Annotated in this window: 27 protein-coding genes and 6 tRNA genes; 21 read left to right on the top strand and 12 right to left on the bottom strand. The window is 48.8% G+C overall.

Annotation, left to right across the window (positions count from 1 at the left end):
- Positions 1-96: 96 nt before the first annotated feature.
- The 10 genes from HR45_RS16105 (at position 97) to HR45_RS16060 (ending at position 5,499) form a co-directional block, all read left to right on the top strand.
- Positions 97-1,236 (top strand): FAD-dependent monooxygenase, encoded by a 1,140-nt coding sequence (locus HR45_RS16105; RefSeq protein ID WP_052074805.1) that lies wholly within the window; start codon positions 97-99, stop codon positions 1,234-1,236.
- A 113-nt stretch (positions 1,237-1,349) separates the two neighbouring features.
- Complete coding sequence (pth, locus tag HR45_RS16100) at positions 1,350-1,937, top strand: aminoacyl-tRNA hydrolase (protein WP_037445008.1); 588 nt, start codon at positions 1,350-1,352, stop codon at positions 1,935-1,937.
- Between the two features lie 53 nt (positions 1,938-1,990).
- A complete protein-coding gene (gene ychF / locus HR45_RS16095; RefSeq protein ID WP_037445007.1) occupies positions 1,991-3,082 on the top strand; it encodes a redox-regulated ATPase YchF in 1,092 nt (363 codons plus the stop codon).
- A gap of 193 nt (positions 3,083-3,275) precedes the next feature.
- Positions 3,276-3,352: transfer RNA gene (locus tag HR45_RS16090), tRNA-Met, on the top strand.
- Between the two features lie 27 nt (positions 3,353-3,379).
- A tRNA-Leu gene (locus HR45_RS16085) sits at positions 3,380-3,464 on the top strand.
- A 33-nt stretch (positions 3,465-3,497) separates the two neighbouring features.
- Positions 3,498-3,572: transfer RNA gene (locus HR45_RS16080), tRNA-Gln, on the top strand.
- 28 nt (positions 3,573-3,600) lie between these two features.
- Positions 3,601-3,675: transfer RNA gene (locus HR45_RS16075), tRNA-Gln, on the top strand.
- A gap of 5 nt (positions 3,676-3,680) precedes the next feature.
- Positions 3,681-3,757: transfer RNA gene (locus tag HR45_RS16070), tRNA-Met, on the top strand.
- A gap of 114 nt (positions 3,758-3,871) precedes the next feature.
- Positions 3,872-3,946: transfer RNA gene (locus tag HR45_RS16065), tRNA-Gln, on the top strand.
- Positions 3,947-4,701: 755 nt separating this feature from the next.
- Positions 4,702-5,499, top strand: coding sequence for a hypothetical protein (locus HR45_RS16060; RefSeq protein ID WP_037445006.1), 798 nt, complete (start codon positions 4,702-4,704; stop codon positions 5,497-5,499).
- 57 nt (positions 5,500-5,556) lie between these two features.
- Here the strand turns inward: HR45_RS16060 and HR45_RS16055 are convergent, their stop codons facing one another.
- From HR45_RS16055 to lolB, 3 genes are all read right to left on the bottom strand, one after another.
- Positions 5,557-6,504: a ribose-phosphate pyrophosphokinase gene (locus tag HR45_RS16055; RefSeq protein ID WP_037445005.1), complete on the bottom strand. Its 948-nt coding sequence runs from the start codon at positions 6,502-6,504 to the stop codon at positions 5,557-5,559.
- 77 nt (positions 6,505-6,581) lie between these two features.
- Entirely contained in the window at positions 6,582-7,439 is an 858-nt protein-coding gene (gene ispE, locus HR45_RS16050) for a 4-(cytidine 5'-diphospho)-2-C-methyl-D-erythritol kinase (RefSeq protein ID WP_037445004.1), read from the bottom strand.
- Positions 7,436-8,080: a lipoprotein insertase outer membrane protein LolB gene (gene lolB / locus HR45_RS16045; RefSeq protein ID WP_156104093.1), complete on the bottom strand. Its 645-nt coding sequence runs from the start codon at positions 8,078-8,080 to the stop codon at positions 7,436-7,438. The genes ispE and lolB overlap by 4 nt, the downstream gene beginning before the upstream one ends.
- A 271-nt stretch (positions 8,081-8,351) precedes the next feature.
- On the opposite strand from lolB, the gene hemA reads away from it, so the two are divergent.
- The 8 genes from hemA to HR45_RS16005 all read left to right on the top strand — a co-directional run bounded on the left by hemA (position 8,352) and on the right by HR45_RS16005 (position 16,036).
- The gene (gene hemA / locus HR45_RS16040) at positions 8,352-9,602 is read left to right on the top strand and encodes a glutamyl-tRNA reductase (protein ID WP_037445000.1); all 1,251 of its coding nucleotides are present in this window, start codon (positions 8,352-8,354) and stop codon (positions 9,600-9,602) included.
- 14 nt (positions 9,603-9,616) lie between these two features.
- Complete coding sequence (prfA, locus tag HR45_RS16035) at positions 9,617-10,702, top strand: peptide chain release factor 1 (RefSeq protein WP_037444998.1); 1,086 nt, start codon at positions 9,617-9,619, stop codon at positions 10,700-10,702.
- Between the two features lie 12 nt (positions 10,703-10,714).
- Positions 10,715-11,560, top strand: coding sequence for a peptide chain release factor N(5)-glutamine methyltransferase (gene prmC, locus HR45_RS16030; RefSeq protein ID WP_037444994.1), 846 nt, complete (start codon positions 10,715-10,717; stop codon positions 11,558-11,560).
- Between the two features lie 135 nt (positions 11,561-11,695).
- Entirely contained in the window at positions 11,696-12,088 is a 393-nt protein-coding gene (locus HR45_RS16025) for a SirB2 family protein (RefSeq protein WP_037444991.1), read from the top strand.
- Between the two features lie 3 nt (positions 12,089-12,091).
- Positions 12,092-12,883, top strand: a complete 792-nt coding sequence (locus HR45_RS16020; RefSeq protein ID WP_037444988.1) for a transglutaminase family protein — start codon at positions 12,092-12,094, stop codon at positions 12,881-12,883.
- 47 nt (positions 12,884-12,930) lie between these two features.
- Positions 12,931-14,175, top strand: coding sequence for a DUF819 family protein (locus HR45_RS16015; RefSeq protein WP_037444985.1), 1,245 nt, complete (start codon positions 12,931-12,933; stop codon positions 14,173-14,175).
- A 63-nt stretch (positions 14,176-14,238) separates the two neighbouring features.
- The gene (gene kdsA, locus HR45_RS16010; RefSeq protein ID WP_037444983.1) at positions 14,239-15,081 is read left to right on the top strand and encodes a 3-deoxy-8-phosphooctulonate synthase; all 843 of its coding nucleotides are present in this window, start codon (positions 14,239-14,241) and stop codon (positions 15,079-15,081) included.
- Positions 15,082-15,163: 82 nt separating this feature from the next.
- Positions 15,164-16,036 carry a DMT family transporter gene (locus HR45_RS16005; protein ID WP_037444981.1) on the top strand — a complete coding sequence of 291 codons (873 nt, stop codon included), beginning with the start codon at positions 15,164-15,166 and terminating at the stop codon, positions 16,034-16,036.
- Positions 16,037-16,050: 14 nt separating this feature from the next.
- Here HR45_RS16005 and HR45_RS16000 read toward each other — a convergent pair whose 3' ends face one another.
- Together HR45_RS16000 and HR45_RS15995 are read right to left on the bottom strand one after the other, a co-directional pair.
- Complete coding sequence (locus HR45_RS16000; protein WP_037444975.1) at positions 16,051-16,965, bottom strand: ketopantoate reductase family protein; 915 nt, start codon at positions 16,963-16,965, stop codon at positions 16,051-16,053.
- A complete protein-coding gene (locus tag HR45_RS15995; RefSeq protein ID WP_037444972.1) occupies positions 16,944-17,306 on the bottom strand; it encodes a VanZ family protein in 363 nt (120 codons plus the stop codon). The genes HR45_RS16000 and HR45_RS15995 overlap by 22 nt, the downstream gene beginning before the upstream one ends.
- A 144-nt stretch (positions 17,307-17,450) precedes the next feature.
- Here HR45_RS15995 and HR45_RS15990 point away from each other — a divergent pair, with 144 nt between their 5' ends.
- Positions 17,451-17,936, top strand: coding sequence for a YajQ family cyclic di-GMP-binding protein (locus HR45_RS15990; protein WP_037444964.1), 486 nt, complete (start codon positions 17,451-17,453; stop codon positions 17,934-17,936).
- A 78-nt stretch (positions 17,937-18,014) separates the two neighbouring features.
- Here HR45_RS15990 and HR45_RS15985 read toward each other — a convergent pair whose 3' ends face one another.
- From HR45_RS15985 to HR45_RS15970, 4 genes are all read right to left on the bottom strand, one after another.
- Positions 18,015-19,418 carry an AmpG family muropeptide MFS transporter gene (locus HR45_RS15985; protein ID WP_037444962.1) on the bottom strand — a complete coding sequence of 468 codons (1,404 nt, stop codon included), beginning with the start codon at positions 19,416-19,418 and terminating at the stop codon, positions 18,015-18,017.
- Positions 19,419-19,500: 82 nt separating this feature from the next.
- Entirely contained in the window at positions 19,501-19,854 is a 354-nt protein-coding gene (locus HR45_RS15980) for a hypothetical protein (RefSeq protein ID WP_037444959.1), read from the bottom strand.
- Positions 19,855-19,915: 61 nt separating this feature from the next.
- The gene (locus HR45_RS15975; RefSeq protein ID WP_037444957.1) at positions 19,916-20,503 is read right to left on the bottom strand and encodes a peptidylprolyl isomerase; all 588 of its coding nucleotides are present in this window, start codon (positions 20,501-20,503) and stop codon (positions 19,916-19,918) included.
- A 43-nt stretch (positions 20,504-20,546) separates the two neighbouring features.
- The gene (locus HR45_RS15970; RefSeq protein ID WP_037444955.1) at positions 20,547-21,113 is read right to left on the bottom strand and encodes a YajG family lipoprotein; all 567 of its coding nucleotides are present in this window, start codon (positions 21,111-21,113) and stop codon (positions 20,547-20,549) included.
- A 160-nt stretch (positions 21,114-21,273) separates the two neighbouring features.
- Between HR45_RS15970 and HR45_RS15965 the strand changes: the two genes are divergently transcribed.
- Together HR45_RS15965 and grxB are read left to right on the top strand one after the other, a co-directional pair.
- A complete protein-coding gene (locus HR45_RS15965; RefSeq protein WP_162180663.1) occupies positions 21,274-22,293 on the top strand; it encodes a DUF2804 family protein in 1,020 nt (339 codons plus the stop codon).
- Between the two features lie 101 nt (positions 22,294-22,394).
- Positions 22,395-23,045, top strand: coding sequence for a glutaredoxin 2 (gene grxB / locus HR45_RS15960; protein ID WP_037444952.1), 651 nt, complete (start codon positions 22,395-22,397; stop codon positions 23,043-23,045).
- 69 nt (positions 23,046-23,114) lie between these two features.
- On the opposite strand, the gene HR45_RS15955 is transcribed toward grxB, so the two are convergent.
- From HR45_RS15955 to HR45_RS15945, 3 genes are all read right to left on the bottom strand, one after another.
- Positions 23,115-24,536, bottom strand: coding sequence for a DUF3300 domain-containing protein (locus HR45_RS15955; RefSeq protein WP_052074800.1), 1,422 nt, complete (start codon positions 24,534-24,536; stop codon positions 23,115-23,117).
- Between the two features lie 115 nt (positions 24,537-24,651).
- On the bottom strand, positions 24,652-25,998 hold the full coding sequence (locus HR45_RS15950) for an ATP-binding protein (RefSeq protein WP_037444949.1): 1,347 nt from the start codon (positions 25,996-25,998) through the stop codon (positions 24,652-24,654).
- 13 nt (positions 25,999-26,011) lie between these two features.
- A complete protein-coding gene (locus HR45_RS15945; RefSeq protein WP_037444948.1) occupies positions 26,012-26,692 on the bottom strand; it encodes a response regulator transcription factor in 681 nt (226 codons plus the stop codon).
- Positions 26,693-26,703: the final 11 nt, after the last annotated feature.

Genomic DNA, 26,703 nt, shown 5'->3' with positions numbered 1-26,703 from the left:
CAGTGGCCGCAACGGGAAGTCGTTTGATAATTTTTCAGGAAATCTAGTGTGACAAAACAACATTTTCAGCACGACATTGTGATTATTGGTGGTGGCATGGTCGGCGCTGCTGCGGCTATCGGTTTAGCTCAGTTAGGCTTGTCAGTCGCCGTGGTCGAATCGCATCAGCCACAACCTTATGCGGCTGAGCAACCCATAGATGTGCGCGTCTCTGCAATTAGCGTGGCATCAGAAAACCTGCTGGCACGATTAGGGGCTCTCGATGCTTTATGGCAGATGCGTAGTGTGGCATATCGCGGTCTAGAAACGTGGGAAATGGATGGCTTTATTACCCAGTTTGCCGCCGAACAACTGAAAATGTCGCACCTTGGTCATATCGTTGAAAACCGTTTGGTGCAATTGGCATTGTGGCAGCAATTTGCCCAATACGACAATTTGCACTGCTATTGTCCCGCGCGTGTGGCGCGGCTCGTGCGAGCCTGCAACGGCATTGAGATCAGTTTAGATAACGGCAGTGTGCTTGACGCCCATCTGTTGGTTGGCGCTGACGGGGCGAACTCTATGGTGCGTCAATGGGCTGGTATTGGCGTGACCGGCTGGGATTACCGTCAATCCTGCATGCTGATCAATATTGCGACCGAATGTGACCAACAAGATGTCACCTGGCAGCAGTTTACGCCCAACGGTCCGCGCTCGTTATTACCTCTGCCTGGGAAAAATGCGTCATTAGTCTGGTATGACGATGCGCAAACCATCAGCGATCTTAGACAACTGAATCATAAACAACTTAAGCAGGCCATTGATAAGCACTTCCCAGCACGGCTTGATAGAAATTTTGAGGTGGTCGACAGTGGTAGCTTTCCGTTAACGCGACGCCACGCTAAACAATATTACAAGGACAACTTAGTTATCCTCGGTGACGCAGCGCATACCATTAATCCGTTGGCTGGGCAGGGCGTTAACCTAGGTTTTAAAGATGTTGATGCCTTAATCGACGTTATCGCCAGTGCGCAAAAAACAGCGCAGCGCTGGTGGGATAAACCCACTTTGCAGCAGTACCAGCACAAGCGCTGGTTCGACAATCAACTGATGATGACCGGCATGGATCTGTTCTACGCTGGCTTTAGTAATGATGTGCTGCCGTTAAAACTGGCGCGTAATGTCGGTTTAAAGTTGGCTAACTTTAATAATCCGGTTAAACAAAAAGTGCTGAAATATGCGCTGGGGCTGGCATAATCGCCGCAGCGATGATTTGTTGTTCTTTTGATTAGAGTGTTAAAATGCCGCGTTTTTCAATTCGCGGCATTTTTTATTAGGTTTTGATGCCCAGCAGTGATGATACAAATTCCATGACAGATATTAAGCTGATTGTCGGATTAGGAAATCCCGGCGCCGAATATGAACACACGCGCCACAATGCCGGAGTTTGGTATGTTGAGCAGCTTGCACGTCACTATGGTGCTACGCTGATGCCAGACAGCAAATATTTTGGCTTAACCGCACGTCTTACCGTCAAAGGACGAGATGTGCGTTTGTTAGTGCCTACTACCTTTATGAATTTGAGTGGTAAGGCGGTATCAGCGCTCGCCAACTTCTTCAAAATTGAGCCACAACAGATGTTGGTGGCGCATGATGAATTGGATATGCCGCCTGGGGTCGCTAAATTCAAACTTGGTGGTGGCCACGGCGGCCACAATGGTTTGAAAGATATCATTGCCAAAATGGGCAATAGCAAAGATTTCTATCGTTTGCGCTTAGGTATCGGCCATCCCGGTGATAAGAGCAAGGTGAGTGGTTACGTACTAGGAAAGGCGCCACAATCGGAACAACAGCTGATTGAAGCGACCATTGATGAAGCGGTACGCGCCACCGATATTTTGCTGACAGATGATTTAACTAAGGCCATGAATCGCTTACATGCGTTCAAGGCACAATAATTTTTTGACCGGTTGGTTAGCAACCGGTATTTGATTGATAAAGGGTAATTAACATGGGTTTTAAATGCGGCATCGTGGGTTTGCCAAACGTCGGTAAATCGACTCTGTTCAACGCGTTAACTAAAGCGGGCATTGAAGCAGCCAACTTTCCTTTCTGTACCATTGAACCAAACACGGGTGTGGTTCCTGTACCCGATCCACGTCTAGATGTGTTAGCTGCGATTGTGAACCCAGAACGTGTACTGCCAACCACCATGGAGTTTGTGGACATTGCCGGTTTGGTCGCGGGCGCATCTAAAGGTGAAGGTCTGGGGAACAAATTCCTGGCGAACATCCGCGAAACCGATGCTATCGGTCACGTCGTGCGTTGCTTTGAAAACGACAACATTGTGCACGTGGCGAACAAAGTAAACCCAGCTTCTGATATCGAAGTGATCAACACTGAGTTGGCGCTGGCTGACTTGGACAGCTGTGAGCGTGCAATCACGCGTCAGCAAAAGCGCGCTAAAGGCGGCGACAAAGACGCCAAGTTTGAAGTGGAAGTATTGGAAAAACTGAAACCAGTACTCGACGAAGGCAAAATGCTGCGCACACTGGATTTAACTAAAGAAGAGTTGGAAGCAGTTGCTTACTTGAACTTCTTGACCCTCAAGCCCACTATGTACATTGCTAACGTGTCGGAAGATGGTTTTGAGAACAATCCACACCTCGACACTGTGCGCGCCATTGCGGCAGAAGAGAATGCAGTTGTAGTGCCTGTGTGTGCCGCCATTGAATCTGAATTGGCAGAGATGGATGCCGAAGAGCGTGACGAGTTCATGGCGGATCTCGGTTTGGATGAGCCAGGTCTGGATCGCGTAATTCGTGCAGGTTATGACTTGCTGAATCTGCAAACTTACTTCACCGCGGGTGTAAAAGAAGTGCGCGCTTGGACCGTATCTGTCGGTGCCACAGCGCCACAAGCGGCGGGTAAAATCCATACTGACTTCGAACGCGGCTTTATTCGTGCGCAAGTGATGTCATATGATGATTTCGTGCAGTACAAAGGCGAGAACGGCGCCAAAGAAGCTGGTAAGTTGCGTGTTGAAGGTAAAACTTATATCGTCAAAGACGGCGATGTCATGCATTTTTTGTTTAACGTTTAATGGCGTATTGCAGGATCAGCGGTGTTTTAACCGCTGATTTTACGCTTGTTTGCACAATGGTTACTCAGTTTGGTGAGTTTATAGGCGAACAGTGTTAAAGCTGTGATTCTCACTAAAAAAGCTGTTGACCTGTCTGGGACGAATAAGCATAATACGCCCCGTTCTCTCGGGAGAGAGACGAAAAAGTTTTTGTGGCAATGTAGCTCAGTTGGTTAGAGCACAGCACTCATAATGCTGGGGTCGCAGGTTCAAATCCCGCCATTGCTACCATCCTTTACTGGATGTCATCATCTCGATGCGGGAGTGGTGAAATTGGTAGACACGCCAGATTTAGGTTCTGGTGCCGCAAGGTGTGAGAGTTCAAGTCTCTCCTCCCGTACCATTTCGAATGATGAGCTAAACTTTGAAAAGTTGGTGGGGTATCGCCAAGCGGTAAGGCACCGGTTTTTGATACCGGCATACCCTGGTTCGAATCCAGGTACCCCAGCCATTTCTCCCGGATGCACATAAATCACAGGTGGGGTATCGCCAAGCGGTAAGGCACCGGTTTTTGATACCGGCATACCCTGGTTCGAATCCAGGTACCCCAGCCATCCGTGGCTATGTAGCTCAGTTGGTTAGAGCACAGCACTCATAATGCTGGGGTCACAGGTTCAAATCCCGTCATAGCTACCATTTATGTGATTTTGGTTTTTCACATCACAGTGAAAACCTAAGGTTAAACACCGAACACATTGTTCGGCAGCAAAACAAAGCAGTTTGCACTTCTGTTTAACCCGAAATTTCAGGTGGGGTATCGCCAAGCGGTAAGGCACCGGTTTTTGATACCGGCATACCCTGGTTCGAATCCAGGTACCCCAGCCATTTTCTCTTCTTGTTTAAATTCCCATTTAGTTTTAGTTCTGAGTTTGATGACGCGGTTTTCGTGTATCTGCGTTTTGTACTTTTAGCGCTGCCATGATTTATCGCTACGTGATTGCTTTTATGGCTTACAGCCATTGCGAGCTGCGCTTGGCAAGATTTATCACTGCGTGATTGCAAACTGCGGTTGCGAAAGCTTGATGGCTAGCGCCATACAAAGCTGCGCTTTGGAAAGTTGTGGAACTACTCGTTCCACACCTGAGCCAAAGGGCGATGCTCGTCCCTCGCCCCTCGCCCTTTGGAAACCCGAGGACGCCCCATATCGCGAAACGCTACGGTGCTTCTGGTTTGCCATTTTCGCAAATCGCTCTGATTCGCGGGCCCTCGCTCACCATCGCTTCGAGATATCGACGTACAGGATGTACTAATGCCGTGGAGCACAAGGATGTGCGAGAACGGCGAATGTCTCGATTGCTCAATGGTTGCCCAACGCTCCTTCGCCGCGCCGAAGGGGAATTGGTGCTGCCTGAATATTCAGACTACGAGAATGTTCATATTTATTGTCATCGAAGACCGTTTTGCTAAAAATCTAGGATCTAACAAATTTAGGCGCACAATACCGTCCAAAGAAGTTTATTCGATCATATAACGATGGTATTTGGTAAGTATCTCTTCGAATAGTCGAGCAATGTGTATGTACTAATAGTGGATAGCTGAAACTTTGTATTATGCTGTGGATATTTTCTAAGGGGGAAGCTATGTCAGTCTTTAATATTTACAACAAAGAAGAACATCTGCGGCGGGCATTAGACCTTCTTAGTTCTAGTAACAAAAGCGAACATGTATATGCTTGCTTAGAACTTAGATTTTGTATCGAGGCAATAGTTTATCAAAAGCTTCTTCATGGTATCGATGAGTTGCCGAACACTATTGTTGAAACTTGGCAACCAAATAAAGCATTAAAAATGTTAGTCGAGTTTGACCGACTGACAGCCACAGATTGCTCCATTGAAGTTAATTTATCGAATTCAATAGAACCTCCAAAAGATGGGTGGTTGTTATTAGGTCAGCAGAAATTGCCTCCGGTGAGATGGCTAAATAAAAGTTACAACAAGTTAGGTAATTTTTTGCATCTGGTTGAACCTAAGAAAGTAGGCTCTTCTAACTCAAAGAGCATAAAGGAATCTGTTCTAGAAATTGCTGAACAGTTAGAGGAGTACGTTAAAGGTAATATTGTAATCAATTTCAGAGGGTTAAGTTTGAGTCGTTGCCCTTTATGTGAGCAAGATATTGCATTCTCATTACAAAATCTACGCAATGGGGATATTTGTAAATGTAGCAATTATAACTGTGGGGCTTTATTAAAAGTTACAGTGAATGAGCAAAGCCAGGAGATAAACTTAAGTTGTGATATTTTCGATATTGAATGTCAACGATGCCACAGTGAAATTGCTATACATGAGTCGACAATAAGAAAGCTTGAGACATTCAAATGCAGTTCTTGCTGTGCTGAATATATTCCCAAAGGAACCTATGAATTTGCTCTAATCGAGTAGACTTAACAATAAAAAACGCACCCTTGGGTGCGTTTTTTATCTCAATCAAGCAAGCGCTTATTGATGGAACATCGCTGAGATTGACTCTTCGTTGCTCACGCGACGAATGGCTTCTGCCAGTACGCCAGACATGGTCAATTGAGTGACGCGACCAGAAGCTTGCATCTCAGGGCTCAATGGAATGGTGTCAGTGATGATCACTTCGTCAATCATTGATTCTTTGATGTTGGTTGGTGCGTTACCAGAGAACACAGGGTGAGTTGCGTAAGCAAACACGCGGTTAGCGCCATGTGCTTTCAGGGCTTCAGCGGCTTTACACAGCGTGCCACCGGTATCGATCATATCATCGACGATGATACAGTCGCGGCCTTCAACATCACCGATGATGTGCATCACTTGGGCAACGTTGGCTTGTGGGCGACGCTTGTCGATAATGGCCAGATCTGAATCATCCATCAGTTTAGCAACGGCACGGGCGCGAACCACACCGCCAATGTCTGGAGAAACAACCACTGGGTTTTCAAATTTCTTCGACAACATGTGTTCCAGCAATACTGGGCTACCAAACACGTTATCTACCGGTACATCAAAGAAACCTTGGATCTGTTCGGCGTGCAGGTCACAGGTCAGTACGCGGTCAACACCTACGCTAGACAGAAAGTCTGCCACTACTTTTGCAGTGATAGGTACACGAGCACTACGCACGCGACGGTCCTGACGGGCATAACCAAAGTAAGGGATTACGGCGGTGATACGACCTGCCGAAGCACGACGCAGAGCATCAACCATGACAACCAGTTCCATCAGGTTGTCGTTGGTAGGAGCACAGGTGGATTGGATAATGAACACATCCGCACCACGTACATTTTCATTAATCTGTACGCTGATTTCACCATCGCTGAAACGGCCAACCGTGGCGTCTCCAAGCTTACAAAAAAGACGATCTGCGATCTTCTTGGCGAGACTGGGGGTGGCATTCCCAGCAAAGAGCTTAATGTCGGGCACTTTAGGAACCTCGGGCGTTTGCTTTGTATAAGAACGGTGGGGATAAAGTGACGCGCTTTATCCCTGGAGGAATCGCTTCAGAGTTCGCTTAAGCGGCTCATTAACGGGGAGCGATTCACCCCCTGGGCAACAAATCCACGCAGGGTGGATGGCATTTGCTTAAAACAGCTTCGCGCTTGCTGCTCGTTGTCAAACTGACCAAATACACAAGCTCCGGTACCGGTCATTCTTGACGGCGCATATTCTATCAGCCACGCGAGCGCATTGGCAACTTGGGAAAACTGCTCTGTGACCAATTTTTGGCAGTCATTTTTCCATTCCGAGGACAATAAATCACACAATTGCAGCTTGGGTGTATCCCTTGGTAGATCTGGATGTTGAAAAACCTCGGCAGTGGAAACATGCGCATCGGGGGCGATGACCACATACCAGTGTTCATCTAAATCGACAGGCTGTAGCTTTTCACCCACACCTTCGGCAAACGCGGCCTGACCACGAATAAACACCGGTACATCGGCACCGAGCTTGAGTCCAAGCGCTGCGAGTTCATCAACCGACAAGCCGCACTGCCACAAGGCGTTGAGCGCTACCAGCGTGGTCGCGGCATCAGATGAACCGCCGCCCAACCCGCCGCCCATCGGCAGTTGTTTGTCGAGCCAGATTTCAGCGCCTTTGGCACAGTTGCTCGCTTGTTGCAGTGCTTTAGCGGCTTTCACAATTAAGTTGTCCGCGGGCGCGACGTCCATGGTGATGTTGCTGCGCAGGGTGATATCGGCTTTATCGAGGACTTTAAAATCGAGCCAATCACCAAAGTCGACAAATTGAAACAGGGTTTGCAGTTCGTGATAGCCATCTACGCGGCGACCGTTGACGTGTAAAAACAGATTAAGTTTGGCCGGTGCTGGCCAAGCCAAAGATACTGAGGTGTCGCTCATTGAGAGATCCTTTGCGGACGTTTTTCGGTTAAGGCTTGCCATTCATTGAGTTGTATTTTCAATGAAAGCTGACCACGTTCCAGTGTCAGCAGGCGAGGCAGCGTATTGGTTTGCAGCGCTTGCCAGCTCTTATAGCTGATGTGCCACGGCGGCAGTTGCCGTGAGTCTACCAGCAACTGAGGTAAGCCATCAGCGTTGTGCTGCACAATGTTGGCGTTGCCGGGTAAGCCAACAATCCATTGCGGTAACTGGCTAATCGGAATTTGCCAACCGCTTAAATGTTGCAGCAACTCACTGGCGTTATCGCCTTGATAACTTTTGCCATCGAGCTCAAGCGTGGCTGAGTTGACGTCAGATTTTAGCAGCATCAGGGTTGAGCCAATCATGCTGGTGAGACGCAGCTCTTCAGATTGTGGCGTGTGCAACCAATATAAGTTGGTACTAAATTTTTGCTCGGGCGTTTTTACAGCAATTTTACCCTTCAGCTCCCATGCTTTGGCTTCGCTAACGCGGTTTACTTGGGTAGGTTGCCAGTTGGCTGGTGGGGTAATACCACAACCAAACAGCATCATGCTGGCCAGCATCAGTATGCTGAGGCGAGGCAGAATATTAGCTGTTGCCAATTTTGTGAGACGCTTCAAATTAATCGCCGCCGGTTCATCATTTGGTGGCTACTATGATACGAGCCCTTTGCGTTAGGAGACAACATGTGTCTAAATGCGGCTCTATCAGCGTTTGCTGTTATTGAGCGTAAATTGAACAAGTATTGGTAAATAAACAAGATAAGTAGACCTTACGACACTTTTTTTACCTTTATTCGGTTTTGTTAAGCGTATTCTGTTTTTAGTTTTGTCGATTAAGTAGAATAACCGCATACACATAGAATGACGCCAAGAGTCCAGAACGAGTCAGATGAGCCTAGTAGCAATTGGTATTAACCACAGAACTGCCACTGTTGACTTGCGCGAGAAAGTCGCCTTTTCCCCAGACAGAATTCACGATGCGATGAAAAGTCTTGCTGGTAAAACCGGCAGTGGCGAAGCAGTGATTGTGTCTACCTGCAACAGAACAGAACTGTACTGCAACACAGACAATGCTCAGCATGTCGTCGAATGGTTAGAACAGTATCATGCGCTCAACCATGACGATGTTGCGCCTTGTCTTTATCAGCATGAAGGGCAGAAAGCCGTTCAACATTTGATGCGCGTAGCATCAGGGTTGGATTCGCTGGTATTGGGTGAGCCACAGATTTTAGGTCAGGTTAAGCAAGCCTTTTCCAAAGCGAAAGAGTCCGGCACTGTGGCCGCGACCATGGATCGCTTATTCCAGAATACCTTCTCCGTTGCCAAAAAAGTCCGCACCGAAACCGAAATCGGCTCAGCAGCCGTGTCGGTGGCGTTCGCCGCGGTGGTGATGGCGAAACAGATCTTCTCCGCTCTGAGCAACACTAAGGTATTGCTAATTGGTGCGGGTGAGACCATCGAATTAGTGGCGCGTCACTTAAAAGAGAATGGCGTGGCCTCTATGGTGGTGGCAAACCGTACACTTTCACGTGCCGAAGCCATGTGCGAAGAGTTCAACGCACGCGCAATTACGCTCGAACAGATCCCAGACTATCTGTCAAAAGCCGATATCGTGATATCCTCTACCGCCAGCCCACTGCCGATACTTGGTAAAGGCATGGTGGAAAAAGCGCTGAAGCAGCGCCGCCATCAACCTATGTTGTTGGTTGATATTGCGGTACCTCGGGATATAGAAGCAGAAGTCGCCGATTTAGATGACGCTTATCTGTACACCGTGGACGATCTGCAAAGCATCGTGGAACAGAATATGGCTTCACGCCGTGAAGCCGCCGAACAAGCGGAACTTATTACCGAAGAGCAATCACACCACTTTATGGAGTGGATTCGCTCGCTGGAGTCTGTCGACAGTATTCGTGAATATCGTACTCACTCAAACGATATCAAAGATGAACTGTTAGAAAGGGCACTGCATAAATTAACGCAGGGTGGTGATGCAGAGGAAGTGCTTCGTGAATTGGCGAATCGCCTGACGAACAAGCTGATCCATGCACCAACGCAAGCGTTAGCCGTAGCCAGTCGCCACGGCGATCTCAATGCACTTGGACAACTAAGAACCGCGCTCGGCTTGGATAAAAACTAAGGTTAGCGAGCTAAATGAAGGATTCCGTCATCCGCAAGCTGGAAGGCTTGGTGGAGCGTTATGAAGAAGTGCAGGCATTGCTGAGCGATGCCAGCGTGATCTCCGATCAAGACAGATTTCGTGGTCTGTCCAAAGAATATGCACAACTCGAAGATGTAGTGAAAGGTTTTAGCGCATTTAAGCAAGCGCAAGCTGACTTAGAAACCGCTGAAGAGATGCTGCATGAAGATGATCCTGAGCTGAAAGAGATGGCTCAGGACGAGTTGAAATCCGCTAAACAGACGCTTGAACGTCTGGAAGGCGAGCTGCAAATCCTGTTGCTGCCTAAAGATCCTAACGACGAAACCAACGCCTTTTTGGAAATTCGCGCCGGTGCCGGTGGCGATGAAGCGGCGATTTTCGCGGGTGATCTGTTCCGCATGTATAGCCGTTATGCTGAAGCGCGCCGTTGGCAAGTTGAAGTGGTCAGCGCTAACGAAGGCGAACACGGTGGCTTTAAAGAAGTGATTGCCCGTGTGGTGGGCGATGGCGTTTATGGCCGACTCAAGTTTGAGTCAGGTGGTCACCGCGTACAACGCGTGCCCGAAACCGAATCTCAAGGTCGGGTACACACCTCAGCCTGTACTGTGGCGATTCTGCACGAAGTACCAGAAGCCGCTGCGGTAGAAATCAACCCTGCCGATCTGCGTATCGACACCTTCCGCTCTTCGGGAGCAGGTGGTCAGCACGTCAACAAAACCGATTCAGCTATCCGGATTACCCACTTGCCAACTGGTTTAGTGGTGGAATGTCAGGATGAACGTTCGCAACACAAGAACAAGGCACGTGCTTTGAGTGTGTTGGCGGCACGTTTGCAAGCGGCTGAAGATGAAAAACGCCGCAGCGCCGAGGAATCCACGCGCCGTTCGTTGGTGGGCAGTGGTGACCGTTCCGAACGTATTCGTACCTATAACTTTCCGCAAGGACGTTGTAGTGAACACCGTATCAATCTCACGCTGTATCGCCTCAATGAAATTATGGAAGGCGACTTGGATCAACTCATTGATCCATTGATTCAGGAGTATCAGGCGGATCAACTCGCCGCACTTGCTGCTGAGTAAGGAGTGATATCCATGCACAGACTCACGATTGCCGATGCCGTAAAATGGGCGGTTGAACAATTGGCGCCTAGCTCTGAATCAGCACAAATTGATGCTGAAGTCCTGCTGTTGCATTGTATCGGCAAAGCGCGCAGTTTCATCTATAGCTGGCCGGAACGCCAACTTAGTGAAGAGCAGCAGCGTCAGTTTGAAGCGCTTGTTGCTCGCCGTGCTCAGGGGACGCCAGTGGCGCATATTCTTGGCGAACGTGAGTTTTGGTCACTGCCATTTATTGTCAATGATTCCACCTTGATCCCCCGCGCAGATACTGAGATTTTGGTCGAAACGGCGCTCAACCTGAACCTTGATGCCGATACCCAAGCGCTTGATTTGGGCACTGGTACTGGTGCGATTGCATTGGCATTAGCCCATGAACGGCCGCAATGGCAGATGACGGCTGTCGACAAAGTGACAGATGCTGTTGAGCTTGCCAAATCCAATCGCGAGCGGCTTAAGTTACCGCAAGTCGAGATCTTGCAAAGTGACTGGTTTAGCGCCGTTAGTGGTCGCAAGTTTCATCTGATTGTGTCGAATCCGCCGTATATTGCGGAAGCTGATGAGCACCTAGATGCGGGCGATGTGCGCTTTGAACCGCGCTCAGCATTGACCGCGGCCAATGATGGTTTTGCCGATCTGTTCTTTATTGCCGATCATGCGCGCCAATATCTGCATCAAGGCGGTTACATTTTGTTGGAACATGGTTATACCCAAGGGCCAACCGTACGTGCAGAGCTGCAACAGCTGGGCTATCAAAATGTCGCCACTGTGCGCGATTTTGGTTCCAACGAACGTTGTTCATTGGGTGTGTGGTTAGGCTAGCACCACACATCAGCTTGAAAGTTGCTGCTTTTATCCCCACTTCATAACTATGGCGCCGTGCTTCTTCGCTATCCGGTTGGAGAGCCACGCTGCCATAGGTTACACTGTCGCCTTTGATCAAAACGGCGAAATTTCATGGATAATATGTATACGGTTTACACCGCAGTTAAGCATTTTCACCTAATGATGATTGGCTTAAGTGTGATGTTATTTATTGCGCGTTTTGGCATGAAGCTTAAGGGCTCGGCGTTACTGCAAAAGAAATGGTTACGCATTTTGCCACATGCCGTTGATACGCTGCTGTTGTTATCCGGTATTTCGCTGAGCATTATCATCAGCCAATATCCTTTCGTTGACGGTTGGTTGACGGAAAAGCTGGTGGCAGTGATTGCATATATTCTGCTAGCGGCGCTTGCGATGAAAGCTAACCGCGGCACCATGTTCCGTATTTTTGCCTTTGTTGGTGCGCTGGGCTGGTTGGTATTTGCAGCGAAGTTAGCAGTTCTTAAACGAGTGGTATTTTTCTAAGTGATGCAAAAATTTTCCTTTAATGACAAGTCGTTGACCTTGCCAGATAGCGCATTTGAGCTGGTTGAGCACCTGGGATTTAACTCGGTGAAGCAGGCTCAGTGGGCATGGTTTGAGTTATCCGGTGCGGTGTTAAGTCATTATCTGGCTGATGAAGCGCAACGCTTACAAGCGCTGTTGCGCTTCTTTTATGAAGAACGTGGCTTTCAAGCTGATGAGCAGTATTTCTCAATTGCGGCGGCTGACTTAGGCATGTGTTTTATGCAGCGTCGGGGTAACTCCACCACCTTAGCCACTGCGCTGATGTTGCTGGCGCGGCAGCTCGATCTGCACATGGAGCTGTTGTTATTACCAGGCACTACCGTCATTGCCTGTTCGCTGGCGGGGGAGTTTCGTTATATCGATCCGCTTACTGGCCGTTTTCTGACGCGTCACGATTTGCATGCCTTGGTAAAAGGTGAGCTAGGTAATGCCGCACCTTTTAAAGCGCGTTATCTCAAGCCCGGCTGCAATAAACTCATTTTGATGCGTATGATGAGTGAATTGAAAGCCGCTTGCGTATTGGCACATGAGTTTGAAGCCGCTCTCGAGTGCTGTAATTTAATGCTGGACTGGTATCCAGACGAACTTAACCTACATCGTGAACGGGCATTTATCGCGCACCAACTCGGTGCCATCCAAGTCGCGACCGCCGACTTACAATTTTTTATCGATAATAATCCGCACGACCCTATGGTGGAACTGGTCAAAATGCAGCTGCGCGAGCTTGGAGAAGAGTCGCAAACGTTCCATTGATACACGTAACACAACATAGGGCATAACTTCAGGGAGACCCCTTATTTATGACGACCGCTCTGGTTACCAACGACGCTACGGCGCTGGGCTTGCTGGCCGCCATATTAGGATTTGTTTTCTACACCAACAGCAGTAGCCATCCATTCTGGCAAAAGTTCTATCGCTTTATTCCGGCGCTGCTGCTGTGTTACTTCATTCCTTCATTGTTAAACACCTTTGGCATTGTCGATGGTCACGCCTCAAAACTGTATTTTGTGGCGTCGCGTTATCTGCTGCCGGCGTGTTTGGTGCTGCTGATTTTAAGTGTCGATCTGAAAGCGATTTTGAGTCTTGGCCCGAAAGCGCTGGCGATGTTTTTAACCGGGACGGTTGGCATTGTGATTGGTGGGCCGATTGCGCTGCTGATCATGTCAGCGATTGACCCAAGCATGACCGGCAACCACGGCCCTGATGCGGTATGGCGCGGCATGACCACGCTGGCGGGCAGCTGGATTGGTGGCGGTGCCAACCAAGCGGCAATGAAAGAAGTCTATGAAGTCGGTGGCGATATCTTCTCGGTGATGGTGACCGTGGATGTGATTGTGGCCAATATCTGGATGGCGGTGCTGCTGTTTTTGGCCTCGAACGCCAAGAAGATTGATACTGCCACTGGCGCCGATACCTCGGCGATTGATAGCCTGCGCCACAAAGTGGAAAAGTACCACGCTGAAAATGCGCGTATTCCGAGCCTGCGCGATCTGATGTTGATTGTCGCCGTCGGTTTTGGCGTGACTGGTATCGCCCATTTCTGTGCTGACTGGCTGGCACCCTTCTTCACAGAGCACTATCCGTGGACCGAAAAATATAGCCTGACCTCATCATTCTTCTGGCTGGTGGTGATTGTGACGACCATAGGCTTGGTGATGTCATTTACGCCGGCGCGTCATTTAGAAGCGGCGGGCGCCTCGAAAGTGGGTTCGGCGTATCTGTATATTCTGGTGGCGACCATTGGCCTGCATATGGATGTCACCAAGATTTTGGAAACGCCAGAGTATTTCTTCCTTGGCATTATGTGGATGATTGTCCATGCGGGCTTGATGTTACTGGTGGCTAAACTTATTCGCGCGCCGCTGTTTTATATGGCAGTCGGCAGCCAAGCTAACGTTGGCGGCGCGGCATCTGCACCAGTCGTCGCGGCAGCATTCCACCCAGCACTGGCGCCAGTCGGTGTATTGCTGGCGGTATTTGGTTATGCCGTGGGGACTTATATGGCGTGGCTCTGTGGCCAACTTCTGCAGGTCGTCGGTAACTAATTTCAGTTAACATGTTTCAAATACAATGCTGCGCTGGCGGCATGATGAGAGAGATTAACAACGATGAAAAGCATCAAACTCGGCAATATTGAAATTGCCAACAACAAGCCATTCGTATTGTTTGGCGGTATGAACGTGTTGGAATCACGCGATTTAGCGATGCAGATTGCCGAAACCTACGCTGAAGTGACCACTAAACTGGGTATTCCATACGTGTTTAAGGCGTCATTCGATAAAGCTAACCGTTCATCGGTGAACTCTTATCGCGGCCCCGGCATGGAAGAAGGGTTGAAAATCTTTCAAGAGATCAAAGATACCTTTAACCTGCCGCTGATCACCGACGTGCACGAGCCGTATCAATGTGCGCCAGTGGCTGAAGTAGTCGATATCATTCAGTTGCCAGCATTCTTGGCCCGCCAAACTGACTTGGTGGTGGCAATGGCGCAAACCGGTGCCATTATCAACGTCAAAAAGCCGCAGTTTTTGGCGCCGCACGAAATGCGCCACATCATCAAGAAGTTCAACGAAGCGGGTAATGATGAAATCATTCTCTGTGAGCGTGGCAGCTGCTTTGGTTACAACAACCTTGTGGTTGATATGCTCGGTATGGATGAGATGAAGCAAAGCGGGTATCCAGTGATTTTTGATGCGACCCACGCGTTGCAACGTCCGGGGGGCCGTGAAGATTCAGCCGGTGGCCGTCGTGCGCAAGCGACTGAACTGGCACGCTCAGGCATGGCATTAGGTCTGGCGGGACTGTTTATTGAAGCGCACCCTAATCCAGACCAAGCAAAATGCGATGGCCCATGTGCATTGCCGCTGCACCAGTTGGAAGGTTATCTGACGCAGATGAAAGCGGTGGATGATTTGGTTAAATCATTCCCTGCATTAGACACCAGTAAATAATAACGACCGCACTCGTAAGTGCGTGTGTTATGCTGCAACGCTCGGTTTTTCGCCGAGCGTTGTTGTTTGTGGAAGCCAATTCATGTGGATTTTCTTTACCCTGTTCGCTGCATTTATGCAGGCATGGCGTAACGCCTTTCAAAGTCAGTTGAGTCGTGATGTCAAAACCGCTGGTGTGACCTTAGCGCGATTTCTGTATGCAGGCCCGTTAGCTTGGCTCTATCTTGGTGCGCTTTACCTCTGGCAACCCGCGGCGTTACCGCAGCTGTGGGGCAAGGGGGGATTGTTTATCCTCGGTGCCGCCATCATGCAGATAGTGGCGACTGCGCTTATGGTGCAGCTTTTTAAACTGAAAAATTTTGCAGTTGGCGCCGGGCTGGCGAAAAGTGAAGCCTTAGTGGCGGCAATTTTAGGGGTAATGTTTTTCGGTACTACGCTGACGGCGTTAGGGTGGTTAGGCGTGTTACTGGGAACGTTCGCAGTATTTCTATTGAGCGCTGGCAGTGCGCTACGCAGCTTGTCTTGGCGAACAATTGTGATCGGCTTAGCCAGTGGAGCCAGTTTTGCGTTAACGTCTTTGTGGGTGCGTGAGGCGAGCCTTAATCTTGCGTTACCATTCCCGCATCGCGCCGCCTGGGTGTTGGCATTAGTGATTACGATACAGACAATCATACTGCTTACATGGTTGTGGCTGAAAGATAAGCCGACGTTACAGGCGCTGTGGCAGCGACCAAAACTTACGGTAGCCACCAGTGTCAGCAGTTTTCTTGGCTCGTTTGGCTGGTTTAGTGCGATGTCGTTAACCGCCGTGCCTTATGTGAAAACGCTGGGGCAGGTCGAAGTCTTCTTTATGATGCTGATATCTTTCTTCTGGCTCAAACAACCTGTGAAAGTCAAAGATATGAGTGGCTTGGTGCTGATTGCATTAGCGGCGATTCTAGTACTGTGGAATTAAGTAAAATCAGCAGGTTAGTGCTGACTCAACTGCTGAATTTGCTGCCACAGTTGTTGGTTGTGAAATAACTGAATGCCGTGAGCTTGAGCGCGTTTGACCAGATAACCATTGATATAGTCGATTTCAGTAGGGCGTTGAAAGGCAACATCTTGGTGCATGGAGGAATAGTTATCAGCGGTCAACTCAATGACTTGTTTAACGCGCCCTGCGATAAACTGTCCATCCAACTCGATACCTTCTAATTCGGCGACCTGCATTAACTCCGCCAAGATCGCGCTGATGGTGTATTGGTATTTCTCCGCGGCTAAGGCGCCATTAGGGATATCCTCAATCGCTGTGAGCGGATTGATTACCGCATTAATGGCCAGTTTGTGCCATAACGCGGTCAGAATATGCTCCACTTGGCAGCTGTCAGGAATAGCCGTTAATAGCAACTGCTGCAGTTCGTCAGAGATGGGCGTGCCACAATAATGACCAAATTGGGTAATGCCAGTGCCCGTTTGTTTGATGGTATGTGGCGTAATTTTTAATGCGGCTTGGCTGGTAGTGCCCAGCGATAAGCCATGGTGCGCTAATCTTGATGCCAATTCAAGGTGAGTGCCAATGCCATTATGCAGCAGCAAAATATGACACTGTTTCGGCAATTTAGGTAACCATGCCATCAGCGCCGCTGTGACTTGGTAGGCTTTCAGTGTCACGATCACCAGTTCCACTTCAGGCAATTGCGCGTCAGTCACACAATAACTTTCAAAATGTCGCAATTTGCGGCCATCTTGTTGCTCTATGACAAACGGCGTGTCGACCTCGACTTGGTTAGCCTTAACCAACAATACGGGTTTGCTACCGGCTGTGGCAAGTTGATGGGCTAGCAGTTGACCAATTGCGCCAGCACCGAGAATGGCAATTTTCATCGCGATGAACGGTTCCATGTTTTGTAGCATAAGCGTGACAGGAACAGTAGCAGATAGAACAACACTACGCCGCACATATCGGCAATAAAATCATGGTAATCGGCGCTGCGATAGGGCAAATAAGACTGTACCACCTCGATTAGCGCGCCGTAGCATGCTGTGGCAATAAACACTAAGTACCAACGTGGTCTGAAGGCAAAATAGGCCAGTAAGGTAAGACCAAAGAAGCTGCCGACGTGGCCAACCTTATCCATGCCGGGAATATTTTGCGGATAGCTGGGTTTGGAAAAAACCAAATAGCTCACCACTATGACAGCCAACAGAAAGGTAAATTTGAACAGTAGGGGCTTATTAATCAAGATAAAATCTAGTTGTTATTGGTTGAATCCACATAATAGGCAAACCTTAGAAAGCTGTCATCCGTAAACTTTATCGAGTTCAGCAATGGGTCAAGTTGGGGTAAAATCTCTTGCAGGATTTCACAGAATTTAGGACAGGCACTCATGCCATCATTTGATATTGTGTCGGAAGTCGATGCGGTGGAACTGCGTAATGCAGTGGATAACAGCAAGCGTGAACTGGACACTCGCTTTGATTTTCGCGGTAAAGAGTTTTCAGTTGAGTACAAAGATTTAGTGGTCACCCTCGCTGCTGAATCTGATTTCCAATGTAAGCAGATGGTCGACATTCTGCGTGGCCAGTTGAGCAAACGAAATGTTGATCCTAAAGCCATGGAGCTCGACGACAAAATTGTGCACACCGGCAAAACCTTCGCGCAAAAAGTAAGATTTAAGCAGGGAATTGAAGCGGATACAGCTAAAAAGCTGGTGAAAATGATCAAGGACAGCAAGGTGAAAGTGCAAGCGCAGATCCAGGGCGATTCGTTGCGAGTGACGGGGAAGAAGCGCGATGACTTACAAGCGGTGATGTCGCTGGTGCGTAACGCCGATATGGACCAAGCGTTTCAATTTAACAACTTCCGTGATTGATGCCCTTGGGGGCATTAAGTAAAAAGAAAAAAGCTGCCGATTGGCAGCTTTTTTATGACCTAATCTTGAGCTCAGAGCTTAATCATTGGCATCGCTTGGCTTTGTTGCCGCGTCGGTGAGCTCTGCCGTGTGTAATGCTTGGGCGCGGCTGGCGAGTTTCACCAACAGCAAGACCGGCAGCCCAATAATGCTGGCGCTGATAAAGAAGTTCACATAACCAAAGGCATTAACCCATTCGCCGGAAAAGCCCGCAATAAATTTCGGGAACAGTAGCATAATTGACGATAGTAAGGCGTACTGAGTGGCACTGTAGCCGGTGCTGGTGAGACTGGACAGATAGGCGATAAACGCCGCCGTCGCAACGCCACCACTAAAGTTATCGATGGAAATCGCCAGCGTCAGCAGTGGCACGTTATATCCAACATAGGCCTGTAAGGCGAACAAGAGATTGGTCGTCGCCACTAGAAATGCGCCGAGGTAGAGGATTTTCATGGTGCCATGACGCGCAATCATAATCCCGCCAGCACCTGAGCCGACCAAGGTCATGATCAGGCCAAATACTTTACTGAGCGTCGCAATCTCCTCTTTAGAAAATCCCATATCGACGTAGAACACGTTGGCCATAATGCCCATCACGATATCGGAAATGCGATAACAGGAAATCAGCAGCAAAATGATAATGGCATGCTTGCCAAAGCGCTTGAAGAAGTCGATAAACGGCATCGCTACCGCCGCATGTAGCCAGGCCAAAATGGAAGCGAAAGGCTTAGGAAAGCGAGTCGATAACTCATTACGCAGCGCCATTTCAGCCGCCGTTGCTGAACGGGTGTCAACTTGAGGTTCGCGTGCAAACAGGGTGGTAACCAGCCCAATGCCCATCAGACCGGCCATCGCCCAATAGGCAACTTGCCAACTGTGAAGATCATATGCCTCGGGATTCGGAGATATCCACGCTGCCACGGTTAACGCCCCGGCAGTGGCGATGATCATCGCGCTGCGATAGCCAACTTGCGCCGCTGCGGCGAGTGCCGCTTGCATGCCTTCGGGGGCTGATTCAATGCGATAGGCATCAATCACAATATCTTGGGTGGCAGAGCTAAACGCGACTAATAGCGCACAGACCGCCAAATGATGTAAATCTTGAGTTGGATCGCTGCTCGCCATACCGATAATGGCACCTATCAACACCACTTGTGATAGCAGCATCCAACTGCGACGCCGCCCCATAAGACGACTTAGCAATGGCAACTTTAATCGATCCACCAATGGAGCCCACGCCCATTTGAAGGCGTACATCAGAGCCACCCAACTAAAATAGCCAATTGCGGCGCGATCAACGCCAGCCTCACGCAACCAAAATGACAGCGTAGAAAATACCAACATCAACGGCAGACCAGAGGAAAAACCAAACAGCAGCATCAGTAGCACGCGTTTGTGGGCATAGACGCCGAGAGTATTTTTGATGCTGTCAACAACGGGCATGGGCAAGTTACATCTTAAAATAGAGATTGTTAGAGTAAGTAGCGCTGCGTCGGAACACAAGCGCTACTAGCAGCCATAGGTCTCAGGCGGCTGAGCCTTTGGACTGAATATTGATGGCTGGGCGGATGCCGATACAATTTTCGGGGAAATAGCCTTGTCCCGAAAGATAGTCACAGCATTCAATGAGCTTGCTCGACAGATAACGATTACCGCGTAGTACTGGCTCTGGCCAACGATGCAGTTCATGCATGAGAAACCAAAAAATGGATTCTTGTTCGGTGTGGGCGTCGCCCGCAAAAGCGTACTGTTGCCACTCTTCCAGCGTCTGCCAAATGTAGTGTTCCAGTTCTGCTAAAGGCAATTGGCCTCTGAAAAAACTGTGGCCAAAAAAGGCCAGTTGCGGTGCTTTAGTTTGGATGAATTCTTCGGCGTTCATCTTATCGTTCCCTGTTGACTAAGCTGAGTATAACCAGCTCTTGCTTATTCGCTCGCTAAGTTTATTTTCTTGGGAGCAAAGTCGCTTTTTTCAAAATAATCGGTGTCAATGGGACATCTTGCCAGTGCAATTCTGAGTTTTCTCCGGTAGGCACCTGTGACATTTTTTGCAATACATCCATGCCTTCGGTCACTTCACCAAATACCGCATAGCCCCAGCGTCTTGACGACGGGTCTAACTTCTTATTATCGGCAACGTTGAAATAGAACTGGCGAATAGCAGAGTGCGGATCGTTCTCTCTTGCCATCGCGATGGTGCCGGTTTCATTTGATAAGCCGTTTCCTGATTCGTTGAAGATCGGTTTACCTTCTGGGCGTTCTTTGTAGTTTGGATCGAGTCCGCCACCTTGCACCACAAAGTCGGCGATGACGCGATGGAAAATGGTGTTGTCGTACTCGCCTTTTACCACATAGGTCAGAAAATTATCGACGGTAATGGGCGCGCGGGTACGATCTAGCTCCATCACAATTTTGCCCATGCTGGTATCCATTTCGACCACCGGATAGAGGTTGTCTTTTTGAATATCGACCGCAGCAACGGCTAGCTGACTGACTAAAGAAAAACAGATTGCAAATAACCACTTACTCATATTATTCCGTTGACTACCGTGATGTGCCGGCAGTGTCTCCTTGTTATTGCTGTAAAAATTGATTCAGTTCAGGATCGTTCACGATTTGGCCACTCAGTTGAGTGATTAACTTGTTGATGTCCAATTCTAAGCTGGCAAAATCCGCTTTAAACGGGCCTTTCAAACGGCTAGTCGCGGAGTAGCGTTTAGTAAAGGTTCGATTTTGATTGCTGGCATTGACCGTCATCATCAAATGGGTATTTGCTTCAAATCCCAACATTGACTCATCCACGTCGGTTACCACTTGATCGACAACAATTTCGAAATCGCGGCTACTGGCGGGGTCAATTTGGTAACCTGCGTTGGCTAATGCCTGATTAAACAGGCGTTCAAGTGTAATGCGCGGTGACTCAGCAGGATTGACTAAGCGCTCCACTTTGTCATCGTCCATAAAGCGCACTACATAGCTAATGCTGCGCATATCTTTACTTTTAAGTGCTAACGAAATCAGCGATGAGGTTTGCGCCGTGGCTGGCGGAATTTCGGGACTAAGTACCAGAGTTTTTGGAGAATTAGCGGCGCAACCAGTCAATAGCGCGGTGATGGTCAGCAAGGCAAACAACAGTCTCATAACAACAGCCCATACAAGATGTCAAAGAGGCCAGCATAACAGATTTCATTGAGCTGGGCAGTCTTCTGCCATGCTTGGCAAGCGAATATTCAGCTGCTGGCTTTTGTCCGTAAGCGGTTCGCGATAGAGTGGGTTCATCATGTTTGCAGGAGAGTTGACTGTGACTGAGCTAAATCCATCAAGCACCTTTAAGCAACGAACCATCACTCGCATGGCCCCCGAACAGTTATTCACTGCAGGTGAGCCCAATTTTGGTTATTTTGATGGCCCGGTAAAGCAGCTAACAGCGCCGGGGGCATCATTCTCATTGGGGACTCAATGGCGGCTGAGGCTGAAGCGGCAGCTAGAAATCGTGATGCTGCAACATCGACAGTTTCAGCTACTGTGTCGTGTCGCTGCACCATTGCAAGCGCCACAAATATTGCTGTTTGATCATGTTAAACAGCAAGTACGGGATATCTCTCCGCGTCGTTTTTTCAAAGGCAGAGCAACACTTTCATCAAATGCATGGCAAGGGATGAGCAGTGCAGGAGAGCTCAAGCTGGCGAAGTTTCAAGGACATTGGCAACTGCAATTGGCAGCCGCCGCAGCTAAGTTACCACTGAGCCTTAACGCTGAGTTACGGCCGACACCACTGAGTTTGCCGGTGAGCTGCTGTGGTGCGCTTAGACCTCAGGGGTGGGTATATCAACAGCAACATCATGGATTAGCACCTGTCGGTGAGTTCATGCTGAATTTTGAGCCACAAGTGTTGTCCAGAATGACGGCCGGTTATGGCTATTTTGTCGGTCAGAGTTCCCGTCAGACACCTTGGCGTTGGCTGATTTTTAATGGGGACGTTAATGGACGCCGAGCCGGTATGTGTCTCACAGATGGATTGTCGGCAACGTTTCCGGGCAATGGCTTGTGGTTGGATGGTGCACGTCATATTTTGCCATCGGTTCAGTTAACCGTAGAGCAACGTGGCCGTCGTCTACGTCAATGGCGTATTTTATCGGCTTGTGGCTGCGTTGAAGGGGTATTTACTCCCAAAATTGAGCTGGCGGCAAAGAGCGTTGGGTGGTTGCCAACTCAAACTCCACAATTGCTTTCTGGGCAATTGGATCTCGACGTTATTGATTGTGCTGGTCAGCATTTGGAGATTCGCAACTTGCCAGCGATTATCGGCAGTGAGCGCTAATTCGCATCGTAGAAGTTACGCTCTTTGCGGTGGGATGAGTGCATTCGCAGGGCAAATATGTTTATCTGTAGCACTTAGCCAAACACTGCAAGGAGTTCACAGTGAAGCTGTTCATTTTTGATCATTGCCCCTACTGCGTACGTGCAATGATGATGACCGGATGGAAAGGTCTGAATGTCGAGTGGGTCTATCTGCAAAACCAAGATGTCGATGCGCGCATTCGTATGGTCGGTGCCAACATGGTGCCTATTCTTGAAAAAGCTGACGGTAGTTTTATGGCAGAAAGTCTGGATATCGTGGCATATCTCGACAAGTTGACCAGTGATAAGAGCCTAGCGCCAGCGGTGTTTAGCCAGCAGATACAGCATTTTTTACAAGAGTCATCCTATTACAGTAGCCGTTTGCTGTTTCCACGTAATGTCAAAGTAGATATGCCTGAGTTTCAGCAAGCGGAGGCCATTGCTTGGTATACCAAAAACAAAACGGCAATGATAAGCATGAGTTTTGACGACGCTTATGCCAAATCTGCAAATTACATCAACGGCTTGGCTCATTGTTGGCCGCTTCTCGACTCGGTGAGCTTGCCGTCTGAACGTCAATATCAGCTCAGCTATGATGATATTTTACTGTTCCCAGGCTTACGAAATTTGACGCTTGTTAAAGACTTAGCGTTCCCAGAACGTATTCGCCGCTATATAGAAGAAGTCGCGGAGCTGACGCAGATTAAACTCTATGATGATATGGCGATTTAGCGCTTTGTCATGATGAGATTGACATAAAAAAAGCCGGGGAACACCCCGGCTTTTTTATGTCGCAACATATTAGTTTTCATGACGTCGGGCACTGCCATTATTGCCGCGCGTCGTTGGTTGGCTGCGGCGTTCCACGCTGCGTGTTGAACGATTCGCCTGATGATGCATTGGCTTACTGATCTCTCGTTGTGCGCGCTGTGGCCGTTCGCTGCGTACGTTCATCGTTGGTTGACGTGGTTGTACTCGCATAGGTTCTGCTTTCGGTGCCTGAGCTCGCTCAGTTTTAAATTCACGGCTTCTGAAACCGGGCTTGCTCATATTATCATTGCCCTGACGATCGCGATGAAAATCAACTTTAGGCGCGGCTTTAGGTTGCAATGACGTGCTACGTAACTGGTTATGTGGCGTTACGCTACGATTCGGTTCTCGCTGATCTCGCAAGCGATTGTTGATATCGTGTTGACGGTGCTCTCGCTCAGCGAGATCACGACGTTCACCTGTGCTATGTATCACTTTGCTGTTACGGCCTTCGATATGACGCGCGTTTGGCAAATGGTGAGTGCTCATTGTACGGTGTACCCGTTCAAAGTCTCGTGTATCACGGTTACGGTGAAAACGTGGTTCATAACGCTTATTCAGTGATGTTGAGCGGTAGTGAATACCTCGACGGTGTTCAGGACGATGCTCCCAACGTTGACCTTCCATGGTGTGGTGACGGCGTACATGCACATAACGAGTGTGTCTGTGGCGGTAGTCGACCCAAACGCTTCTATCGTGCCAGAATAAGCCACCAAAGAAGAAGTTAAACGAGATATGCACGCCGCTACCACGCCAGTAGAACAGACTATGTGGCGCGACGACATAACCGGGAAATGGATCCCAATATACGGGTGGATATGCCCCCCAATACCAGTCTCCGTAAATGTATCGAGTATCGTAGTAAGGAACGTAAACGACACTAGGGCTTGATGGAACAATTACAATTCGTTGCTGATCTTGCTCAACTTTAATATTTTTAACATCTTTTAAATTCCCAGCGTTGTAAGCTGATTGGCGCAAGCCCTGAATACTATCCATGACCTGACCTTCATCGGCGACAAACGCTTCACCGACTTTTTCGGTCCAATCGAGGTCGTTACTCATTTTGTCTAGCACTTCTGGAAACGCAAGTAGGGCGACAACACTAGGATCCCAACCTTGTTTACCGCCTTCGGTGGTGAGCTGGTCGTTACTCCAATTGCTATGTTGTTTGCGCCAGCGCTGTGCTTGCACAACTTCTAACGGATAGCTGGCGGCAATTAACACATGCGTCAGGAGTGTATCAGGGTATAGGGCGATGGGGGACATCAGCTGTGCCACCTCGGCATCGCTGTAGCTACCATCGTCGTCGGCTGCCATGGTTGGGCGTGCCAAACCAACAGCAAATAATGCTAATAGCAACAGTATGATACTGAAGCTCGCATTTTTGGGGGTACGCATAACGGTTATCATAGTCGCCTCCGCGTTTCGCATGAGGGCACCTAAACTGGTGCGGTTTTTATCATTTCATGGTTGAGCTTACGCAACGCAAGATGAACATAAGCTGAAAGCTCAAAAAAAGATCGATTTATTTAGGCAATTGGATAGTAAATTGCGCTCCGCCGAGCTTTTGGGAACGCTCAATCTGCCAACGGCCCTGATAGGTAGTCAGTAAATCTTTGACGATGGCTAACCCTACACCGTGGCCTTTGTCGTAAGTATCGGCTCTGACACCGCGTTGAAAAATTGCCTCACGTAATTCTTCAGCAATACCGGGACCGTCATCTTCAATGACCAAGTGTAATTCGCCTTGCTGCTTGCTGGCACTCAATCTGATGCGCTGTTTAGCGGCTTTGCAGGCATTGTCTAATAGGTTACCGAGCAATTCCGTTAAGTCGCCTTCTTCACCATAAAAGAGTGGATTGTTTTCGATGTTGAGCTCAATCGAGAGTTGTTTTTCGTGATGGATTTTCGGCAGGGTGCGCGCTAATCGCTGCGCAATTGGGGCAACATCAATCCCTTTATGCCAGGCGGCATTGCCCGATGACTGCGCCCGTTTTAACTGATGACTGATATTAGCGCTGATGTTGTTGATTGGTTCCTGCGCCTCGGCAGGAAGTTGCTTAATACTGGATAACACGGCAAGCGGGGTTTTCAGCGAGTGAGCCAAGTCAGACAGCGCATTGCGATAGCGTTGTCGTTGACGTTGTTCGTTGGAGATTAACAGGTTGATTTGCTCAGCCACTTTGGCCAGTTCGCTCGGATATCGGCTGTTAATATGTTGCTGCTGGCCTTGTTCAACGGCGGTTAACTCTTTGCGAAAGCGCGCGATTGGCCACAAGGTCCACCACAGCCATCCGCCTTGTATCAACAATAAAATCGCCATCAGGATAAACAGCCAATGCCAGATTTTTTGGGTGAATTCCGCCTGTGTTAATTCTAAGGCGTCCTCGGTTTTGATGATGTGTACGGCAAAATTCAGTGGCTTTTCGGTTGCTGTTGTTGCCGCAAATCCGGCACTAAAACTGAATAGAAAATGGGGCTTATTATTAAAGTTAATCTCGCTGAACTTGCGCTCACCAAGCGCCGGAAATGGCAGCTTTTGCGGCAAGTTCATCCCGAGTAAAGAGGCGGACTGCCACAGAATGTCACCATGTTCGTTAGTGACTAATGCATACAGTCCCGACTGGTCGACGTTAAACTGCTTATCTTGCAACATCGCTGGTAACACCAGCTCGTCATCTTCCATCTCAGCTAGTGCCAGAATGCCATACATAGCAGCGCTCATTTCACTTTGCTCTGCGTCGGTCATTTCTACTCGAAACGCATCAGACAATGCCATGCCAATCAGTGGTACGAGGATCAGGTTTAAAAACAGCGCACTGGCGATAATGCGGCTTTTGAGAGACAGGGACGGGCGTTCAGGCGGTGACATTTGTATCCTTAACTCAGTCAGTTGCCAGTTGATTCATGCGATATCCTTGGCCACGCAAGGTTTCGATTAGGTTGAGCTTATTTTCAGGATCGAGCTTTTTGCGCAGACGGCGGACAAAAACTTCAATCACGTTAGAATCCAAGTCGAAGTCCTGATCATAGAGATGTTCAATCAAATCACTCTTTGATTGCACCACGCCAATATGCAGAAACAGGTACTCGAGCAAGCGATATTCTGAGGCGCTGAGATTAACCGCCTTATCATTTAAGCGGACTTCGGCGGAGCTCGTGTTGATGGTCAGAGGGCCGTTTTGGGTGATAGGGCTTGCCTTGCCTGCCGAACGTCGAATTAGCGCTTTCATGCGGGCAATTAATTCCATCGGATGAAACGGCTTAGTTAGATAATCATCTGCGCCGGCATCGAGTCCTTCAACCTTATCTTGCCAACTGTCACGTGCAGTGAGAATTAATATCGGAAAGTCACATTGCTGCTTGCGTAAGGCTTCGATCACTTGAATGCCATTGAGTTTAGGTAAACCAATATCAATAATGGCGGCGTCATAGGGATATTCCGTGCCGAGAAAGAGACCGTCTTCACCATCGGCAGCGGTGTCTACGCCGTAGTTTGCTTCGAGTAGGTGTTGCTTTAGGTTCTGTTGTAAATCGAGGTCATCTTCTACTAACAAAATCCGCATGCTTGACCTTC

The sequence above is a fragment of the Shewanella mangrovi genome (assembly GCF_000753795.1).
Classification (GTDB): Bacteria; Pseudomonadota; Gammaproteobacteria; order Enterobacterales; family Shewanellaceae; genus Shewanella; species Shewanella mangrovi.
The sequence above is the reverse complement of the archived record's forward strand: the minus strand, read 5'-3'. Positions and strand labels throughout refer to the sequence as shown.

Coding starts and splice junctions, on each gene's coding strand:
- prfA (WP_037444998.1), top strand. CDS start 9,617: ATGAAGGATTCCGTCATCCGCAAGCTGGAAGGCTTGGTGGAGCGTTAT.
- HR45_RS16020 (WP_037444988.1), top strand. CDS start 12,092: ATGCAAAAATTTTCCTTTAATGACAAGTCGTTGACCTTGCCAGATAGC.
- hemA (WP_037445000.1), top strand. CDS start 8,352: ATGAGCCTAGTAGCAATTGGTATTAACCACAGAACTGCCACTGTTGAC.
- HR45_RS15970 (WP_037444955.1), bottom strand. CDS start 21,113: ATGAGACTGTTGTTTGCCTTGCTGACCATCACCGCGCTATTGACTGGT.
- HR45_RS15955 (WP_052074800.1), bottom strand. CDS start 24,536: ATGATAACCGTTATGCGTACCCCCAAAAATGCGAGCTTCAGTATCATA.
- HR45_RS15945 (WP_037444948.1), bottom strand. CDS start 26,692: ATGCGGATTTTGTTAGTAGAAGATGACCTCGATTTACAACAGAACCTA.
- ispE (WP_037445004.1), bottom strand. CDS start 7,439: ATGAGCGACACCTCAGTATCTTTGGCTTGGCCAGCACCGGCCAAACTT.
- HR45_RS16005 (WP_037444981.1), top strand. CDS start 15,164: ATGTGGATTTTCTTTACCCTGTTCGCTGCATTTATGCAGGCATGGCGT.
- pth (WP_037445008.1), top strand. CDS start 1,350: ATGACAGATATTAAGCTGATTGTCGGATTAGGAAATCCCGGCGCCGAA.
- HR45_RS16000 (WP_037444975.1), bottom strand. CDS start 16,965: ATGGAACCGTTCATCGCGATGAAAATTGCCATTCTCGGTGCTGGCGCA.
- kdsA (WP_037444983.1), top strand. CDS start 14,239: ATGAAAAGCATCAAACTCGGCAATATTGAAATTGCCAACAACAAGCCA.
- HR45_RS15980 (WP_037444959.1), bottom strand. CDS start 19,854: ATGAACGCCGAAGAATTCATCCAAACTAAAGCACCGCAACTGGCCTTT.
- HR45_RS15950 (WP_037444949.1), bottom strand. CDS start 25,998: ATGTCACCGCCTGAACGCCCGTCCCTGTCTCTCAAAAGCCGCATTATC.
- ychF (WP_037445007.1), top strand. CDS start 1,991: ATGGGTTTTAAATGCGGCATCGTGGGTTTGCCAAACGTCGGTAAATCG.
- HR45_RS16105 (WP_052074805.1), top strand. CDS start 97: ATGGTCGGCGCTGCTGCGGCTATCGGTTTAGCTCAGTTAGGCTTGTCA.
- HR45_RS16060 (WP_037445006.1), top strand. CDS start 4,702: ATGTCAGTCTTTAATATTTACAACAAAGAAGAACATCTGCGGCGGGCA.
- HR45_RS16015 (WP_037444985.1), top strand. CDS start 12,931: ATGACGACCGCTCTGGTTACCAACGACGCTACGGCGCTGGGCTTGCTG.
- prmC (WP_037444994.1), top strand. CDS start 10,715: ATGCACAGACTCACGATTGCCGATGCCGTAAAATGGGCGGTTGAACAA.
- HR45_RS16025 (WP_037444991.1), top strand. CDS start 11,696: ATGGATAATATGTATACGGTTTACACCGCAGTTAAGCATTTTCACCTA.
- HR45_RS15990 (WP_037444964.1), top strand. CDS start 17,451: ATGCCATCATTTGATATTGTGTCGGAAGTCGATGCGGTGGAACTGCGT.
- HR45_RS15975 (WP_037444957.1), bottom strand. CDS start 20,503: ATGAGTAAGTGGTTATTTGCAATCTGTTTTTCTTTAGTCAGTCAGCTA.
- HR45_RS15985 (WP_037444962.1), bottom strand. CDS start 19,418: ATGCCCGTTGTTGACAGCATCAAAAATACTCTCGGCGTCTATGCCCAC.